The sequence below is a fragment of the Oxynema aestuarii AP17 genome, assembly GCF_012295525.1.
GTDB lineage: Bacteria > Cyanobacteriota > Cyanobacteriia > Cyanobacteriales > Laspinemataceae > Oxynema > Oxynema aestuarii.
In genome coordinates this window covers 2,231,560-2,247,471 of record NZ_CP051167.1, presented here as the reverse complement: position 1 = coordinate 2,247,471, position 15,912 = coordinate 2,231,560, and the positions used below count along the sequence as shown (strand labels likewise).

At 54.6% G+C, this 15,912-nt stretch carries 15 protein-coding genes; 5 read left to right on the top strand and 10 right to left on the bottom strand.

Annotation, left to right across the window (positions count from 1 at the left end):
* Positions 1-9: 9 nt before the first annotated feature.
* Positions 10-141, top strand: coding sequence for a hypothetical protein (locus HCG48_RS26450; protein WP_281362102.1), 132 nt, complete (start codon positions 10-12; stop codon positions 139-141).
* Between the two features lie 599 nt (positions 142-740).
* Here the strand turns inward: HCG48_RS26450 and sat are convergent.
* Entirely contained in the window at positions 741-1,922 is a 1,182-nt protein-coding gene (gene sat, locus HCG48_RS09145; RefSeq protein WP_168568881.1) for a sulfate adenylyltransferase, read from the bottom strand.
* Positions 1,923-2,102: 180 nt separating this feature from the next.
* Complete coding sequence (mnmA, locus tag HCG48_RS09140; protein ID WP_168568880.1) at positions 2,103-3,167, bottom strand: tRNA 2-thiouridine(34) synthase MnmA; 1,065 nt, start codon at positions 3,165-3,167, stop codon at positions 2,103-2,105.
* A 23-nt stretch (positions 3,168-3,190) separates the two neighbouring features.
* Between mnmA and HCG48_RS09135 the strand changes: the two genes are divergently transcribed.
* Positions 3,191-3,346, top strand: coding sequence for a hypothetical protein (locus tag HCG48_RS09135; protein ID WP_168568879.1), 156 nt, complete (start codon positions 3,191-3,193; stop codon positions 3,344-3,346).
* Between the two features lie 105 nt (positions 3,347-3,451).
* Here the strand turns inward: HCG48_RS09135 and cysC are convergent, their stop codons facing one another.
* The 3 genes from cysC to HCG48_RS09120 all read right to left on the bottom strand — a co-directional run bounded on the left by cysC (position 3,452) and on the right by HCG48_RS09120 (position 6,032).
* Positions 3,452-3,988, bottom strand: a complete 537-nt coding sequence (gene cysC / locus HCG48_RS09130) for an adenylyl-sulfate kinase (RefSeq protein WP_168568878.1) — start codon at positions 3,986-3,988, stop codon at positions 3,452-3,454.
* Between the two features lie 168 nt (positions 3,989-4,156).
* Positions 4,157-4,588: a hypothetical protein gene (locus HCG48_RS09125; protein ID WP_168568877.1), complete on the bottom strand. Its 432-nt coding sequence runs from the start codon at positions 4,586-4,588 to the stop codon at positions 4,157-4,159.
* Position 4,589: 1 nt separating this feature from the next.
* On the bottom strand, positions 4,590-6,032 hold the full coding sequence (locus tag HCG48_RS09120) for an SLC13 family permease (RefSeq protein ID WP_168568876.1): 1,443 nt from the start codon (positions 6,030-6,032) through the stop codon (positions 4,590-4,592).
* Positions 6,033-6,125: 93 nt separating this feature from the next.
* On the opposite strand from HCG48_RS09120, the gene HCG48_RS09115 reads away from it, so the two are divergent.
* Positions 6,126-6,290: a hypothetical protein gene (locus tag HCG48_RS09115; RefSeq protein ID WP_168568875.1), complete on the top strand. Its 165-nt coding sequence runs from the start codon at positions 6,126-6,128 to the stop codon at positions 6,288-6,290.
* A 466-nt stretch (positions 6,291-6,756) separates the two neighbouring features.
* Positions 6,757-10,032 carry a tetratricopeptide repeat protein gene (locus HCG48_RS09110; protein ID WP_210437252.1) on the top strand — a complete coding sequence of 1,092 codons (3,276 nt, stop codon included), beginning with the start codon at positions 6,757-6,759 and terminating at the stop codon, positions 10,030-10,032.
* A 220-nt stretch (positions 10,033-10,252) separates the two neighbouring features.
* Here HCG48_RS09110 and ygfZ read toward each other — a convergent pair whose 3' ends face one another.
* Both ygfZ and HCG48_RS09100 read right to left on the bottom strand, forming a co-directional pair.
* On the bottom strand, positions 10,253-11,332 hold the full coding sequence (gene ygfZ / locus HCG48_RS09105) for a CAF17-like 4Fe-4S cluster assembly/insertion protein YgfZ (RefSeq protein ID WP_168568874.1): 1,080 nt from the start codon (positions 11,330-11,332) through the stop codon (positions 10,253-10,255).
* An 80-nt stretch (positions 11,333-11,412) separates the two neighbouring features.
* Positions 11,413-11,796, bottom strand: coding sequence for a hypothetical protein (locus tag HCG48_RS09100; protein WP_168568873.1), 384 nt, complete (start codon positions 11,794-11,796; stop codon positions 11,413-11,415).
* A 281-nt stretch (positions 11,797-12,077) separates the two neighbouring features.
* Here HCG48_RS09100 and HCG48_RS09095 point away from each other — a divergent pair, with 281 nt between their 5' ends.
* A complete protein-coding gene (locus HCG48_RS09095; RefSeq protein ID WP_168568872.1) occupies positions 12,078-12,353 on the top strand; it encodes a hypothetical protein in 276 nt (91 codons plus the stop codon).
* Between the two features lie 4 nt (positions 12,354-12,357).
* Here HCG48_RS09095 and ccmO read toward each other — a convergent pair whose 3' ends face one another.
* The 3 genes from ccmO to ccmM all read right to left on the bottom strand — a co-directional run bounded on the left by ccmO (position 12,358) and on the right by ccmM (position 15,842).
* A complete protein-coding gene (ccmO, locus tag HCG48_RS09090) occupies positions 12,358-13,194 on the bottom strand; it encodes a beta-carboxysome assembly protein CcmO (protein WP_168568871.1) in 837 nt (278 codons plus the stop codon).
* Positions 13,195-13,363: 169 nt separating this feature from the next.
* A complete protein-coding gene (gene ccmN / locus HCG48_RS09085) occupies positions 13,364-14,026 on the bottom strand; it encodes a beta-carboxysome scaffolding protein CcmN (RefSeq protein ID WP_168568870.1) in 663 nt (220 codons plus the stop codon).
* Between the two features lie 169 nt (positions 14,027-14,195).
* Complete coding sequence (gene ccmM / locus HCG48_RS09080; RefSeq protein WP_168568869.1) at positions 14,196-15,842, bottom strand: beta-carboxysome scaffolding protein CcmM; 1,647 nt, start codon at positions 15,840-15,842, stop codon at positions 14,196-14,198.
* Positions 15,843-15,912: the final 70 nt, after the last annotated feature.

Below are 15,912 nucleotides of genomic sequence, written 5' to 3'. Positions count from 1 at the left end.
TCTTATTCTGTGACGGCAACGAACGAGCTGCAACCGGAGAGATCGTGGCGGTTTCGACTTCCCACGACCGTGCCGAAGTTTGTCGAACGGCGATCGGCGATCGTTGCAGTTGGCCTCCGTTACCCGTCGGTGGCGGTCTGACCTGGCCAACCCACTCAACCCCTTGTTTTCTCGGTCTCGGACAAGGATCCGCGAGCCATCCAGTATCGTCCGTTTGTCTACGACTGTCGCTTCGACTGCTAGAAGAGTACAGGATGCTCGCCTGTCGTTCCCGGGTCAAAATTGATTGCAATAATAAATAAAAATAACAATTTAGTTGCTGAAGGTTGAGTTGCTGAAGGTTGAGTTGTTGAAGGATCCTTGCCCCTGAATGTTTGTACGATGTATCCCGATGAGTGGGAAACTTGCGCCGCGATCGCCCCTCGGTCGCGATCGCGCTCGGAGGTTCTTTTGCTTTGAGCGTGCAAACTCACTCCCGTTTTCCCGGGAGCGATCCGAGGCACGGCGATCGCGGCGAAACGACAACCGCCATCCCTGGTCTTGAGCCTACGATACTCGCAAAACCGCCAACTCTTCAACCTCCGAGTGCAAAGCCGCCGCCGCGATCGCGAAGTGGCGCCTCACTCCTTTGGAGTCGCTACGCGATCGGAGCATCGCTTCCCGTGGGCCGCCGGGATCGGACAGGTATCAAAACCCTCCAATCCCTTCTCCTTCAAAGGTTCTGCCCACCTCCAATCGCTTTAATACGATTCCACACTCACCCGCATCGCCCGGGCCAATTCCGCCGCCACTTCCGGGCGCGAAAATTCCGGGGGCGGTAACTCACCCTGGCGCAGCAATTCGCGCACCTTCGTTCCCGAAAGGTGAATGCGCTCTTCCGGCTGACTCGGACTCGTTTTCGTCGTCGCCATGCCTTTCGTGACCTTGCAGTAAAAAGCGTGCTCGAACTTCATCGGCGCGATCCCCAACTCGTCGGGATCGAACTCGTCAAAAATATGTTGGGCGTCGTAAGTTCCGTAATAATCGCCGACTCCCGCATGATCCCGACCGACAATAAAATGGGTGCAACCGTAATTTTTCCGGACCAGGGCGTGGAAAATCGCCTCTCTCGGTCCGGCGTAACGCATCGCCGCCGGGTTGATCGCCAAGATCACGCGATCGCGCGGATAGTATTTCTCCAAAAGAATCTCGTAGCAGCGCATCCGCACGTCCGCCGGGATGTCGTCGGCTTTGGTCGCCCCCACTAAGGGATGCAAAAACAAGCCGTCCACGGTTTCGAGGGCGCATTTCTGAATATATTCGTGAGCCCGGTGAATCGGGTTGCGGGTTTGGAAGCCGACCACGGTTTTCCATCCCTTATCCCGGAACATCTCCCGACTTTTCGCCGGGTCGATTTGATACTTGGGAAACAGGGGATGGGGATCGCGTTCGAGCAACCAAACGGGTCCGGCTAAGTTGATCGGGCCTTGGTCGTAAATGACTTTAACCCCCGGATGCTTCTCGTCTTCGGTCCGATAGACGTTGACCGCTTCGAGGGCTTTGTTGTAACGATATTTCTGCGTCAGTTCGAGGACGCCGACAAAGCGACCGAAGGGGTCGTCCAAACGCACCCAGGAACCCTCTTTTAAGGGTTCGGCGACTTCTTCGCTCACGGACAGGGTAATCGGGACCGACCAGGGGAGTCCGTTGGCTAAACGCATGTCGGTGACGACGGATTCGTAGTCTTTCTGCTCCATGAAGCCGACCAGGGGGCTGAAACCGCCGATCGCGATCATGACCAGATCGGAGAAGGTGCGCTCGTCCATTTGAAGGCGCGGCAGGGTTTCGGCTTGCCCCAGAAATTCTTGCTTTTGGGCCGCATTAACGAGACGGTCGATCAGGTGACCGCCATGAGGGGGGATTAAGTCGCGTTGCTGAGTCAAAACGATTCCTCTTGTGGATGAACTGCGTTGGCTTGAGTCTGTTTTGGCTTGCCTCAACTATCCTACTGCGCCGAGGGGCTTACCGAGACACCCAACCGAGGTAGGGGCGATCGCCATCCCCCCCAAGGGATCCGACTTGGGAGGTCAATAAGGCGTTTGATGACTGTAGCCAATCGCGGCTTACGATTGTTGCTCGAACGGTTCGATGACGCCGCCGCCGAGGACACGATCGCCGTCGTACCAGACCGCCGCTTGTCCCGGCGTGACGCCGAATTGCGGCGCTTCAAAGACCAGTTGCACCCGGTTGTCCCCCAGGGGGATAATCGTGGCGGGCACGGGTCGGGTTCGATAGCGGATTTGAACCTCGGTGCGGATGGGGGCGCTCGGTTCGGCGATCGAAACCCAATTGACGCGACTGACGTTACACTTCGGTTGGGTCGCCGAGGCGCGATTGCCGACGATCACTTGATTGCGTCCGGGGTCTAAAGCGACGACGTAGAGCGGTTCCGGGGCGGCGATGCCGAGTCCTTTACGCTGACCGATGGTATAGCGGTGTACGCCGTCGTGCTCTCCGAGGACGTTGCCATCGAGATCGACGATCTCGCCTTTTTGTTGGAGGATGTATTTTTCCAGGAATTGCTGCATCGAACCGTGGGATTCGACGAGACACAGATCCTGACTTTCCGGTTTTTTAGCGGTTTTCAAGCCGTATTGGGCAGCAATTTCGCGGGTTTGACTTTTCTCGATCGCCCCCAAGGGGAACAGGCTGCCCGCGAGCAGGTCTTGGGGCAGGTCGTAGAGAAAGTAAGATTGATCTTTATTACGATCTACGGCGCGCAGCAGTTGGTAGCGATCGCTCGCCGCGTCGTATTCGATCCGGGCGTAATGTCCCGTCGCAATTTTATCCGCTCCGAGTTCGGTGCGCGCGTAGGCGAGCATCGGCCCAAATTTGACCGCTTTGTTGCATTGAGAACAGGGTAAGGGGGTCACCCCATTGCTATATCCGGAAACGAGATAATCGACGATATGTTTTTGGAACAGATCGCGGCTGTCAACGACGTGATGGGAAATGCCGAGCTGTTCGCAAATAAAGGCTGCATCGACCATTCCTTCCGAGCAGCACTGACCTTTCCCTTTCATCAACCATAGGGTCAGACCGAGGACTTCGTAGCCTTGATGGTATAACAGGGCTGCTGCAACGGAGCTGTCAACTCCACCGGAGAGACCGACAACAACTTTATTCATGGGAATTTCAGAATGGCAGTGGGATGCAGGACATCACGATCGCGGCGGCGGCGATCGTGCATAGCTCGATTTTAACGATTTTTGACCCGGGGTTGAGATCGCTGACCCAAAGCGATCGCCTCCTGATAGTTTTTTTCAAAAATAATTTTTTCAAAAATAATGAGATGGATCGAGGATAGGGACACTGCCGTGTCTCTCCCCTCGATCCATCTCCATCGAGGTTTTAGAAAAATGGTAGGACTACAAAAAGCACAACCAGCTTGGAACGGTTTTGCGCAGAAGTATCAATTCATTTCGATATATCCTTTGCTGGCGAGATAGTCGAGCACTTTTTTAACGCTCTCGTCGATACTTTCCTTATCGGTATGGCAGTTCACTTCCGGATCTTCGGGAGTTTCGTAAGGGTCGTCAATTCCGGTAAACTGCTTGATTTCACCCGCCCGAGCTTTTTTATAAAGTCCCTTGACGTCGCGTTCTTCGCAAACGGCGAGGGGAGCATTGGCGAACACTTCGACAAAATCGCCGATCCGCTTGCGAACTTCTCGACGCATCTCGCGATAGGGAGAAATCGCCGAAACTAGGACGATGACGCCGTTGCGGGTCAGCAGGTGCGAGACGAAGCCGATCCGGCGGATGTTTTCGTCGCGGTCTTCTTTACTGAAGCCCAAGCCTTTGGTGAGGTTGGTTCGCACGATATCGCCGTCGAGAATCTCTATCGAGTATCCGCGCGCTCTGAGTTCTTTTTCGACTCCCCGGCTGATCGTCGTTTTCCCTGCACCACTCAGACCTGTAAACCACACGGTTACACCACGCTGTTGCATTTTGATTTAACTCCAATAAATGTTCATTTCAATCGACAGCGATCGGGTTCGATCCCGATAGAGCTTTTAGATTGTACTGAAATTTGCCCCCGAATCACGCACCCCCTCCGATGTCAACGAGAGGCGATCGCCTCGTAACGGACAATGGGAGGGTGTCGATCTAGCTTTTCAATCTTCCAAAATCCATTCCACGGGTCGGGGAATTTTTTCAACCAGTGGACTTAAATCTTTCGACGCACTCACCCAAATGCGTTCGCTCCCTTGCTGGACGAGGCTTTGCAGGTAAACACTCAAAGGCGCTTCTTTGACTTCGGTTTCTACCACAATCTCGCGATCGCCACATAACTGTTCGACTTCTTGTAGAATATCCGCCGCTAAAGCTCGATAGCCTTCTAACATAGACGCTTGCAAGCTGCGCCGCGACCCGATCCCGAGCCAGCCGTTTTCGCCGAGATCGCGCATCAGTTCGTCTACCGCATTGGGATCGATCGCGAAGACCACTTTTAACTGAATCTGACCCTCGCGAGCAGTTGCTAAAGCTCGATTGAGGGCCGTTTCGTAGCTGTAGGGGTTAGTCAAAATCAGCACTAAGCTTGCCATGCTACCACTTTAATCCGACGAGGGGCCAATAGAGTTTGCTGGTGGCTAAGAAGAGGACGTAGCCGATCGCATCGAGCCAAATCCCCCACCGCAGCACGGATAGGGGCCGCACGTAGCCACTGCTGACCGCAATCGCGATCGCCGGGGTACTCACGGGTAACATGAAGCCCAAACCCGCCGGAATGACGACGCCGAGGGTCATGGCCCGGGGGTCGATGCCGTATTTCTGGGTCAGGGCCAGGGCAACGGGCAAAATGACCGCGACGGCGGCGGCATTGCTCATAAATTCAGTCATTGCCAAAGCGATTACAACAACGGTAGCGAACACCAGAATAGGAGAATTTATACCGGAAGCCAATATCAGTTGGGTGAGGGCGGATGCGGCTCCGGTGTCGGTCAAGGCCGCACTGAGGGCGATCGCGCTGCCGTACATGACGAAAATCCCCCAGTTGACATCTTCTTCGACTTCGCGCCATTGCGCCACGCCGACGATGAAGGCGAGGCAAACGCCGATAAAGGCAACGCTATCGAGTCCCCAGTTGTCCCCTTCCACGACCCACAGGACGATCGTCAGTAGGGTGATTCCGGCGGTGTACAGTTCTCGTCGCGAGATCGGTCCGAGTTGCTTGTTGCGTGCTTCTAAAAAGCGGCGGGCTTTCGGGAGGGAGACTTTTTCCCCTTGCGCCATGAGTTGGAGCAAGCCATAAGCGAGTCCGAGCAAGATCAGCACGAGGGGAATGGTCCAGACGATCCACTGGAGAAAGCTAATCGAATCTCCGGTGGTGTTGAATAAGATTCCCAAAGCGAGCGGTCCTCGGGCGCCCCCGAGTAAGGTGGTGTTGGAGCCGATCACGACGCCCCAGGCGAGGGCTAGGAATGCTGCTAAGCCAAAGCGTCCGCCGGGTTTGGCGCCGGAAGCGCGCACGACTTCGAGGACGATCGGAAACAGCATCGCGGCGACGGCGTGGGCGCTAATCACGCAGGACATGATCGCGGCGAGCAGTAGAATGGATCCGAGTAAGGTGGTTTGTTTTTTGCCGAATCGCGAGACGACGGCTAGGGCGATGCGGGTACTGAGTCCCGATCGCACGATCGGACTGGAGAGGATGAAGGCGCCGAGGATGAAGAAGACGGCTCGATTGCCAAAGTAGGCGTAGGTGTCTTCGTGGGAAATGGCGCCGCTAAAGGGTAGCAGGAGGAGAATCAGGAGGGCGGTGACGGGAAGAGGAAGGGTGCTAGTTCCCCACATGAAGACGGCGACCCCGAACACGGCGAGCGATCGCCGCGCTTCTGGTGTAAAGTCGGGTAAGGGAATGACCATCACGGTTGCGAAAATCAAGGCCGCGATCGCGCAACCGATCCAATGCTTGCCCAGGCGATCGGAATATCGCCTTAATGAGGTCAATTGCTGCCAAATCAACACAAAATATTGCTGTATGCCCATGCAAATCCTTTTCGCTCTCGGTCGATAGCCGAACTCACCAATGTTGTCAGCCCGTTCTGGGTTCGGTACTGGCGATGCTCCTGACAGAATCCGATGCCTCGCTCTACCTTCGACAAGCGGGCATCGCTTTCTAGCTCAGTGAATTATACGCGATCGCGCTTGAATGCAGGGGCGATCGGTTCGAGGGTTTGCCCTCGAATTTATCGCCGCTTTTTGCCGAGCCAACAGGTTCGAGAACGAGAGCAGTTTATTCTATAGATCTCACGCCTCATCGCGGGCGATCGTGTAATATAAAATATTCTATAAAACAGAATTAAAACAATACAAAGTCATTGAAAAACAATAAAAAAAATACAATAAAAACAATAAAAACAATAAAAAATAAGAATTGAAACCGATTCGACCGTAAGTAAGCTTCGAGACGTAGCTTTGCTCGCATGGGTGGCGATCGCCTCACTTGCATCGCCTCACCTGTAGGGACACGGCATTGCCGTGTCCTTAATCCATTAGAAGTTGTTAGAAACAACTATACTATCTTTCCAAAACTCGCTCTCTCTCATTATTTTAAAAAATGGTATTAGAAGTTGTTAGAAGTTAGAAAACACTATAGGTTATCTTAGAAAAAAGGAAAAACTGGGTTTCTCCTTTGCCAGTTGCCTCCATTCCCGAGAACCTGCACGAACCCGGTGTTTCTTTATTCCCCAACCAGACAAGCGCCAGACCGATGTCTATAGATTTTATCGGCCAACGTCACCTCCGCTTGTTGACCTTCACGGCTATCCTGGCGGGAGGCACCCTCTGTCCCTTGGCGATTCCGGCCCTTGCTGGAGTGGGTACGATGCTGGCGGGGGTTGCAGGGGGTATCGTCGCCAACGACGTCATCGCCTATCACCTCACTCAACTGTCCGCCAAGTTGCGCCAAAGTGGGGACACCCTCGCCAATCAAGATATTACCAAAGCCACCGGGTTGACCGTCGGCTTGGTGATTCAGTCCGTCGCCGAATCCGGGCGTTATCCCCAAGCAGCGAAAGAGCTCAAACACCTCGCCACCACGGCGGCGCAACAGTGGACGATGTTTGCGCAAGTCAATCGCGACGGAGAGTTTGGCGAGTTAGACCCGTTGCAAGAAGAGCAAATTAACAATCTCTTTGCTAAATCCGGTCGGGAGTTCTACGAACAAACGGTTTTAACGGTAGACGATTGGTGCAGCGTGTTGCGCGATGGCTTGTGTGTGCGTGCGAAAATCACCTTACCCGATGAGATCGTTCTCGATTTAGCACAAACCTTACATCACGGCTTTGCCAAAGCGTTGCGGGAAGTTTTTAAAAGTGACTTCGAGGAAGGCGGGAAAGCGTTTTCCGGGCTCACCCTGTCGATGTTGGGCGAAATTTTGGCAATTTTACGGGAGGCGCCCGAACGAAGCCCGGCAATTCGTGACGGCTTGACGGCGATTGAGACCCTACAGCAGCAACTTCGTCGAGAGAATGCGGCGGGATTCGTGCAGTTGGGGCATCAGATCGATTCTGGGTTCGAGACCTTGTTAGAACAGTTTGGGATAACTCAGGCACAACTGACCCAACTGCACGGGTGGTTACAACAGCAGTTAGACCAGATTGCTCGAAAACTGGACGTGTTGCAAGATACCGCCAACGAGATTAAAAGCAATACCGAAGAAATTATCGACTCTATCCAGGAGTTTATCGAGTCGCAACAACGGCGCAAGGTTCAAGGGATGTCGTTTAGCCTCGATACGAGTCCGCCAACGGTCACCCATTGGCAAGGACGCGAACGGGATTTAGCGGTGGTTGAAGGGTGGTTGAACGATGAAAATACCAAACTCGGCGTTATTGTCGGGATTGCGGGGATGGGGAAATCGACCCTGGCGGCGAAAGTGTTTCGTCAAAGAACGGATTTTGTCGGTAAATTATGGCTGGATTTGGGGCAACGTCCGGCGTTTTCGATTGTGGCGCGCGGTATTTTGAGCGATTTGGTCAAACTCTCCCCCGAAGATTTACAACAAATTGAAGAAATCCACTTGACGACGGTGTTAATACGCTGTCTGCAAGAGCAACGGTTTTTGCTGGTGTTGGACAATCTCGAATCGGTTTTGGAGGATGAAGGTTATCGGGATTTTCTACAGCAGTGGCTGGGGAAATGCTATCGGACGGAAATTCTGGTGACGACACAAGTGGTGCCGCCATTAGTCCAGAATCTGCCGACGGAATTAGCTCTCCAGGGACTCTCGCCGAGGGAAGGGGCTCAATTATTGCAGGCGTTGAAAATTGGCGGGACGGCGGAGGTATTAGCGCAGTTTGTCGAACGAGTCAACGGTCATCCGCTCACGTTGCAACTGGTGGTGGGGTTGCTCAATGACGAAAAAGGAGAAGGGGCGACGATTGAGGATTTAGCCGCGTTGGGGATGGCCGAGGTCGGCGAGTTGATGGGGCGCCTAGAGGGGATGCACCGTCAAGAATTGGTGCCGTTGGTGGCGGTGTTGGCGACTAGTTTTAACCGTTTGACGGCGACGTTACGGAAGGTTTTGTTGTCGTTGGTGGTTTTGCGTCAGGGGTTTGACGCCCAGATCGCCACGGCGGTTTCTGGGGAGACGGTCACGGACAAGCTGTTGCGGGAGTTGGTAAAACGGGGCTTTTTAGTCGCCGAAGGGCCCGAGTTTTATACGTTCCAGCCGTTTATTGCCGAATATCTCAAGTTTAATTTGGGAGATTTAACGGCACGACACGAGCAAGCCATCGCCTTTTATCAAAAGGGGTTGAAGTCCCGGGAAGAGTGGCAAACCGTGGCAGATGTCCGGGAATATTTAGAGATCTTTTATCATCTCTGCGAGTTGGGAGAGTACGAACGAGCTTTCGATCGCATTAGGCAGGGGGATAATGTATACGAGTTCCTGACGTTACGCGGTAATTACGAAGTCTTGGTCGATCTGTATCGGCAATTGGTCGAACATCTCCCCAATCACCAAGACTGGCGATATCCTGCCTCGTTAACCTCGTTAGGCAATGCTTACAATTCCCTGGGACAGTACCGAGAGGCGATCGCCTTCCACGAACAATCTCTCGAAATTCAACGGGCGATCGGCAATAGAGGGGGGGAAGCCACTTCTTTAAACAATTTAGGCAATGCTTACTATTCCCTGGGACAGTACCGAGAGGCGATCGCCTTCCACGAACAATCTCTCGAAATTGAACGGGCGATCGGCAATAGAGGGGGGGAAGCCAATTCTTTAGGCAATTTAGGCAATGCTTACAATTCCCTGGGACAGTACCGAGAGGCGATCGCCTTCCACGAACAATCTCTCGAAATTGAACGGGCGATCGGCAATAGAGGGGGGGAAGCCAATTCTTTAGGCAATTTAGGCAATGCTTACAATTCCCTGGGACAGTACCGAGAGGCGATCGCCTTCCACGAACAATCTCTCGAAATTCAACGGGCGATCGGCAATAGAGGGGGGGAAGCCAATTCTTTAATCGGTTTAGGCAATGCTTACTATTCCCTGGGACAGTACCGAGAGGCGATCGCCTTCCACGAACAATCCCTCGAAATTCAACGGGCGATCGGCGACAGAAGGGGGGAAGCCACTTCTTTAGGCAATTTAGGCAGTGCTTACGATTCCCTGGGACAGTACCGAGAGGCGATCGCCTTCCACGAACAATCCCTCGAAATTAAACGGGCGATCGGCGACAGAAGGGGGGAAGCCAATTCTTTACAAAACTTAGGTGCTTTGTACCCAAAAATCGGCAGAATTAAAGAAGGATTTGCGGCGAGTCAGCAAGCACAATTAATTTATCAAGAATTAGATTTACCCCTTGAGGCTTACCCGATTCCCAATTGGATGAAAACCATTGCTAAATTTGCCCGACGCAGTAAAGTTCATCTAATTGGATGTGCGATCCTCGGTGTTTTTGCGTTCCCGTTTGCGATCGTTGGACTGGTTGGCATTATCCTTTATCGCCTCATCCGCAGTCGCTTCGCCCGCCGTTGAGGGGTCAGTCGATCGCCCTTCTCAATCACTAATACCATTTTTCTAAAACCTCGATGAAGATGGATCGCCTGTAAGGACACGGCAGTGCCGTGTCCCTACCCTCGATCTCTCTCATTGTTTTTGCACTTAGTGTAAAACACTGGTTGCTTCGACTGATTCGCTGCTGGGCGATCGAGCCTTCCGAGGGAGGGGCGAAAAATTTTTCACCTCTCCCACCGTTCTACTCGGCGGCGTCGCCACTGGTTTGAGTGGGATAACCGCGAGTGAGGAAGGGAACGGCGACGATTTCTCCTTGAGCTTCGCCGACGCGGACGCTTAAGCCTTCGCCGCCTGCTTTGGTGCGGATGTACGCCAAGCCGAAGGCCCCGGTATCGCCGACGGTACAACTGGTGAGTTTGCCGACTTTGTCTTCGCCGACGGTGACCGGGGTTTCGGGTTCGACACGACGATCCAAACGGACGCCCCACAATTGTTGTTTGACGCCTTTATAGGTGTTGAGACGGGCGATGGTTTCTTGTCCGATGTAGCAGCCTTTGTCAAATGAAATGGTCTGCCACAATCCGGCTTCGAGGGGATTGTAGTCGTCGGTGAGTTCGCGATCGCTCGCCGGACGCCCTTGTTCGACGCGGAGGCGTTCCCAGGCGCGATCGCCCATGGGGACGGCCCCGGCTTCGGTGAGGCTTTGCCAAAGTGAGGCGCTGCGATCGCCTTCGCAAATTAGAGTATATCCGGGCAGTCCCACGCCACTCCCCCGACACAAGCGCACTTCTGTACCGTCGATTGCGACGATCGCGTGAGACCCGTCAGTTTGCGGTGCGGCAATGTCCCATTGTTTCAAGAGGCGATCGGCCTCGGGTCCGATTAAACTAAACATTCCCGTGGTCTCAGTGAGATCGCTTAACTCGACTTTATCCGCCGGGAAGATATAGCGATCGAGCCATTGCAGCATTTTTTGACGGCGGTTCGGCGAGACCAGCAGCAAGACGGCGGTTTCGGTGACGTAAGCGCTGACGAGGTCGATCGTGCGAGCGGTAGAGGTGACAAACACCGTCTCGCATCCTCGACCGGGTTGCAACCGTTGAAAGTCGTTGGTACTTTGATTGTGCAGAAAGCGCAGTTTGTCGTCTCCGGACAGTTGCAAGCGTCCCCAGTGGCGGCGATCGCACAAAGCGACCCCGTTGCGGGCGGCGGCGATCGCCTCGCCGTCGTTACCGAAGCTGTCCGGGACGGGGCGATCGCCGTCTTCGGACTCAAAGGTGGCTCCGGCGGCTTTTTGCAAAGTTTCGAGATCGGTGGTCATCGTGGTTTTTGTATACAGGTTTTCGTCAATTTAAGCCGATTTAGCCTATTTATTCTACCGTTTAAGCCGGAAAGTCGATCTTATGCATTCGGTAAATTTGCAAATAAATCGTCGATGACTTTGACGGTTTTTTCTTCCAATTGGGTCCAGTCCACCTCGCCGTTTTCGTCGAGTAAATCCGTATCGATTTCTACTTCTACGGTTTCGGCGGGGGTATGGGATTCTATATAATCACGAAAGCACACTCGATAACACAATTCCCAGACTTGCACGCGCACTTGTTGCTCTTGTTTGTGCAAACAAAGCTGATAGCCGGGAATGGGGGTTTCGACTTCTTCGTAAGTCCCCTCCCAGGTGGATTGTTCGATCTGTTTGCGGATGTTGTCGAGAACGCGCAGCAGGGTGGGTTGCATCAATAATTCCGCTTGGCGCCACGCTTCCATGTCTTTGAGTTTCGGTTTCATCGCCCCTGACTTGCGAGTTATTCCTCAATCAGGATAGCGGTTCGCGGCGATCGCTGGCGAGATCGGGGCGATCGCGCGACGGACGATTCGATCGATTCTTGATATTTTGTAGCATTTCTTGATTTAATTTTTGGCTTTTTAAAATAGGATGAAATCTATTGCATCGATCGAGATTTCCGCTTAAATTAATTTCTAGAATTTCCTAGATTCATGGGACTAGAGAGGCTGATTTTGCTGGAACTTTCCAGATTTTTAGATCGTTAGTTTACAGGATCGCTCCGATGAATAATCTGTCCGAACAAGATGTGTTCGTTGTCGAAGTCAGTCGAGAACGTTCGATCCGTCGCACGGTCATGTTGTTGGAAACGAAACGCCGACGAATGCGCGAAGAGGCGATCGAGTTAATCCGCAATCTGGCGTTTTTGTCCCTCCCGGTGGATTTAGCCCGCAACACGCCGGATTTGTCGGAAGATATTCTAGCCGAAGCCCTATCGCGCTTGGGCGACGATGCCTTTGCACGCTGGTTGTGGGAAACGATTCAAGAACCGACCCCCTAACCGCCTACTCGCGATCGAGGGGTTCGGCGTTGCGCTGTTCGAGGGAGTCCAACTCCGGCAATTCGACGAGTTCGACTTCTTTTTGAGATTCGGAGGCCGGAAGTTGCTGTAAATCCGGTAAAGCCACCATATCTTTTTCTTTTTCTTTGACGGAAACGGGCATTTTGAGCGGTTGGCGCTCTTCGACCCAGCAACTGGCGACGGGAAGCGTTTTTTCGAGGTCGTCGAGGGGTCGCGGAATCACCATCACGGCGTGGAATTCGCCAATGCGTTCGGCTTCGTACATTCCCGCTTCCACCGCGACGACCACGTCGGCGACGGCGCCGCGCACGATCGCCGTACAGAGTCCGTCCCCGATTTTTTCGTAGGCGGCGAGTTGGACGTTGGCAGATTTGAGCATGGCATCCGCCGCCCCGACCATCGCCGGAAAGCCCCGGGTTTCTAACAAGCCGATCGCCTGATTGCTCAAGCGGGACTGTCCTTGTTCTTGGGCGAGGTCGGACAGGCGCGAACCGATGGGAAAGATGACTTCTAAATTGGGCAGGGGACGGGGCAGAATCAGCTTAGAAACGGTCTGTCCGAATTTTTCCGCCGTTTCGGCCCCCGCTTCGACGGCGAGGCGCACGTCGGCGATCCGACCGCGCACGATCGCCGTGCAGTGACCGCCGCCTATTTTTTCGTAACCGACTAAGACGACCCCGGCGGATTTGAGCATCATGTCCGCACAACCGACAATGGCGGGAAAACTCTGGGTCGAAACCAGTCCCAACGCGCTTTCGCTGAGGTTATCGGTTCTTCTCAATTGTTGGCGGGGAATAATTCCCGATTGTTTTCGATCCATAGTCTGACCTCCATCGCTCGCAAGGGCGGGGTTTTCCCCTGCTTTCATTGTAGGTTTAAGGGCGGGCGATCGCTCGGCGGTACGGGTGGAGTTCGGCCCGTAGGGGGGGATTCGGCGTGGGGGGATCCGTGGCGGCGATCGCGATCGCCGTCCCTAAGACCCGGTCATTTCAAGCCGATCCGTCCGAGGGATTGGGGGGTTGGGAATGGGGAAACAGAGTAAATAAGAAGCGACTGATATGCTCCTGACCGGAACGCAAGGCGTCGGAGGTCGAGGGGCGATCGTCCCCCGTCGGTTCGGTGGTCGATCCAGTTTCCGTTTCTAATTCCGTTTCTAAGTTCGTTTCGGTTTCCGTTGCCGTCGGGGGAGTCGGTGGCGGGGCGGGGCTGGGTGGTTCCGGTCGGTCTGGTTCCTTCGCGGCGTCGTCGGCCACAGGTTCGGGGGTCGGGGCGGGTTCGGGGAGAGCAATATCGCTCCACTGACGGCTGCGATCGCCGAGGATCGAACCTGCGGGAACGATTTTCCCGGGGGCGATCGCGGGATTGAGGACTGTGGTCGCGGCGCCGAGGCAGGCATTCGCCCCGATCGTTCCACTTCCGATCGCCAATACTCCGGCTCCGAGGGTCGCCCCTTCGGCGATCGTCAGGGTACCTTGATGGGCTTGGACGATCGCCCCCATCCCGATCGATACCCCGGCACTGACGATCAACTGACTGTTTGGACTCGCTTGGAGAATCACCCCAGGGGCGATCGCCGCACTCTCGTCAAGCTTTACGTCGCCACTGACGTACACCATCTGGTTGTCAGTGGCTCGTAGGGGCGGCAAATACATGGGAAATCAAACCTCAAAGGGTCTTGACAAAAATCATTTATCGTGCATACGACCGTCGGGCAAGCCGCGATCGCGCGGGCGATCGGGGGAGTCGGAGGGAAGTTAGCGCCAACGCCACCCCGACTCCCCCCGCCGACGCAAAGGGATTGCCAACGAGATCTAGGGAGATCTACGGTCTTTGAACGATCGTCTCCACCACCCGGCGTTTGGCTTTCGGGTCGATACCGATCAGGCGCACGTATTCCCCGCTATATTGCGACATGAAGTTTTCCAGTCCGGCGATCGCTCCGGCGGCGCTGGTGGCGTCGAGTTGACCGCAGCTCTTCCACGACCCGGTACGGAAACGGCGCTCGTCCACATGTTCCGCGCCGATGCGGAAACCCCCCGCGAGGAGCTGCTGCACTTGTTCGACCACCTCGCGATCGAGCTTGGTACTCGTCGCCGTTGCCGTCGCCGTCGCCGAAGTGCTCCCGCCGAAACTGCCGCTACTGCTACCACTCGCCGGACGGGCGCCCGCACTCGGCGCCGGATCTCCGGGACGTTGGATGATGGTTTCGACCACCCGGCGTTTGGCTTTCGGGTCGATGCCGATCAGGCGCACGTATTCCCCGCTATGTTCCACCAAGCAGGCGGCGAGGGCGTCCATCACTTCGGAAACTTGCTTGCTGTCGATGGGGGCGCAGCTCTTCCACGACCCGGTACGGAAACGGCGCTCGTCTACATGTTCCGTCCCGATGCGATAGCCACTCTGGATCAGTTGACGCACTTGTTCGACCACTTCCCCGTCAAAACTCGCCGATCCGGCAGCGCCCGCACTGGCGGAACTGGGGCGGGAGGGGCTGTAGCTGCCGCTTTGGCGGCTAAAGGTAGCTTGACCGTTGGGGCGTTGGATGATGGTTTCGAGAACCCGGCGTTTGGCTTTCGGGTCGATGCCGATCAGGCGCACGTATTCGCCGCGATGTTCCGCCAGACAGGCTTCCAGGGCGCCGACCACTTGCGAGACTTGCTTGCTGTCGATGGGGGCGCAGCTCTTCCACGATCCGGTGCGGAAACGGCGCTCGTCTACATGTTCCGTGCCGATGCGATAGCCGCTATCGAGCAGTTGCCGCACTTGATTCACCACTTCCGGGGAGAGGGTCGAGTTAGAGGAAGAAGCGCCAAAACCGTTAGAATTACTTGCTGTATTCATTTCGTTGCGAATATTGGTAACACAAGCCACGTTTTCCGCACATTGATATCCCGAGCGCAAGGCTTCGTTAATATCGACGACGTGGCGACTAAATTGAATATCGGCCTGTTGCACGTCCGGGAGGCGATCGGCCTGTTGTTGGTTGGTAATCACCGAGCCGGAAGGCACGTATTTTCCGGGGGGAATTTCCACATCTTGAATCAGGGCGTGCATCATGACGATACAGCCCTCTCCTACCCGGGCGTTGAACACGGTGGAGCGGAAGCCGATAAAACAGTTATCGCCGATGTAAGCCGGACCGTGAATCAAGGTCATGTGGGTGATCGAAGCATTTTTGCCGATCCAGACGGAATATTCTTTGCCGTCATCGCCGATGACTCGGCCTTGTTCCAACCCGTGAATGACGACCCCATCTTGGATGTTGCTTCCCGCACCGATATTGAAGGGGAAGCCTTCATCGGCGCGAATCGAGGTTCCCGGTGCAACGAGGACGTTCGGTCCGATGCGTACATCCCCGATGATGTTAGAAAAGGAATGAACGTATGCGGATGTATCGATTTGCGGTTCGGCTAAGTTTTTCGACCAGGGCGTGGGGGGGGCGGCGACGCCGACGCTACGGACTACCATAATTTTTGATTTCCTCCTTCCTGAAAACGGGTCATTTGTCATTTGCCGCGATCGATTACAAATGACAAAT

Excerpts from the sequence above, each read along its gene's own strand:
- mnmA (WP_168568880.1), bottom strand. The coding sequence starts at position 3,167 with ATGAATAAAGTTGTTGTCGGTCTCTCCGGTGGAGTTGACAGCTCCGTT.
- HCG48_RS09135 (WP_168568879.1), top strand. The coding sequence starts at position 3,191 with ATGCAGGACATCACGATCGCGGCGGCGGCGATCGTGCATAGCTCGATT.
- cysC (WP_168568878.1), bottom strand. The coding sequence starts at position 3,988 with ATGCAACAGCGTGGTGTAACCGTGTGGTTTACAGGTCTGAGTGGTGCA.
- HCG48_RS09125 (WP_168568877.1), bottom strand. The coding sequence starts at position 4,588 with ATGGCAAGCTTAGTGCTGATTTTGACTAACCCCTACAGCTACGAAACG.
- HCG48_RS09120 (WP_168568876.1), bottom strand. The coding sequence starts at position 6,032 with ATGGGCATACAGCAATATTTTGTGTTGATTTGGCAGCAATTGACCTCA.
- HCG48_RS09115 (WP_168568875.1), top strand. The coding sequence starts at position 6,126 with ATGCCTCGCTCTACCTTCGACAAGCGGGCATCGCTTTCTAGCTCAGTG.
- HCG48_RS09110 (WP_210437252.1), top strand. The coding sequence starts at position 6,757 with ATGTCTATAGATTTTATCGGCCAACGTCACCTCCGCTTGTTGACCTTC.
- ygfZ (WP_168568874.1), bottom strand. The coding sequence starts at position 11,332 with ATGACCACCGATCTCGAAACTTTGCAAAAAGCCGCCGGAGCCACCTTT.
- HCG48_RS09100 (WP_168568873.1), bottom strand. The coding sequence starts at position 11,796 with ATGAAACCGAAACTCAAAGACATGGAAGCGTGGCGCCAAGCGGAATTA.
- HCG48_RS09095 (WP_168568872.1), top strand. The coding sequence starts at position 12,078 with ATGAATAATCTGTCCGAACAAGATGTGTTCGTTGTCGAAGTCAGTCGA.
- ccmO (WP_168568871.1), bottom strand. The coding sequence starts at position 13,194 with ATGGATCGAAAACAATCGGGAATTATTCCCCGCCAACAATTGAGAAGA.
- ccmN (WP_168568870.1), bottom strand. The coding sequence starts at position 14,026 with ATGTATTTGCCGCCCCTACGAGCCACTGACAACCAGATGGTGTACGTC.
- ccmM (WP_168568869.1), bottom strand. The coding sequence starts at position 15,842 with ATGGTAGTCCGTAGCGTCGGCGTCGCCGCCCCCCCCACGCCCTGGTCG.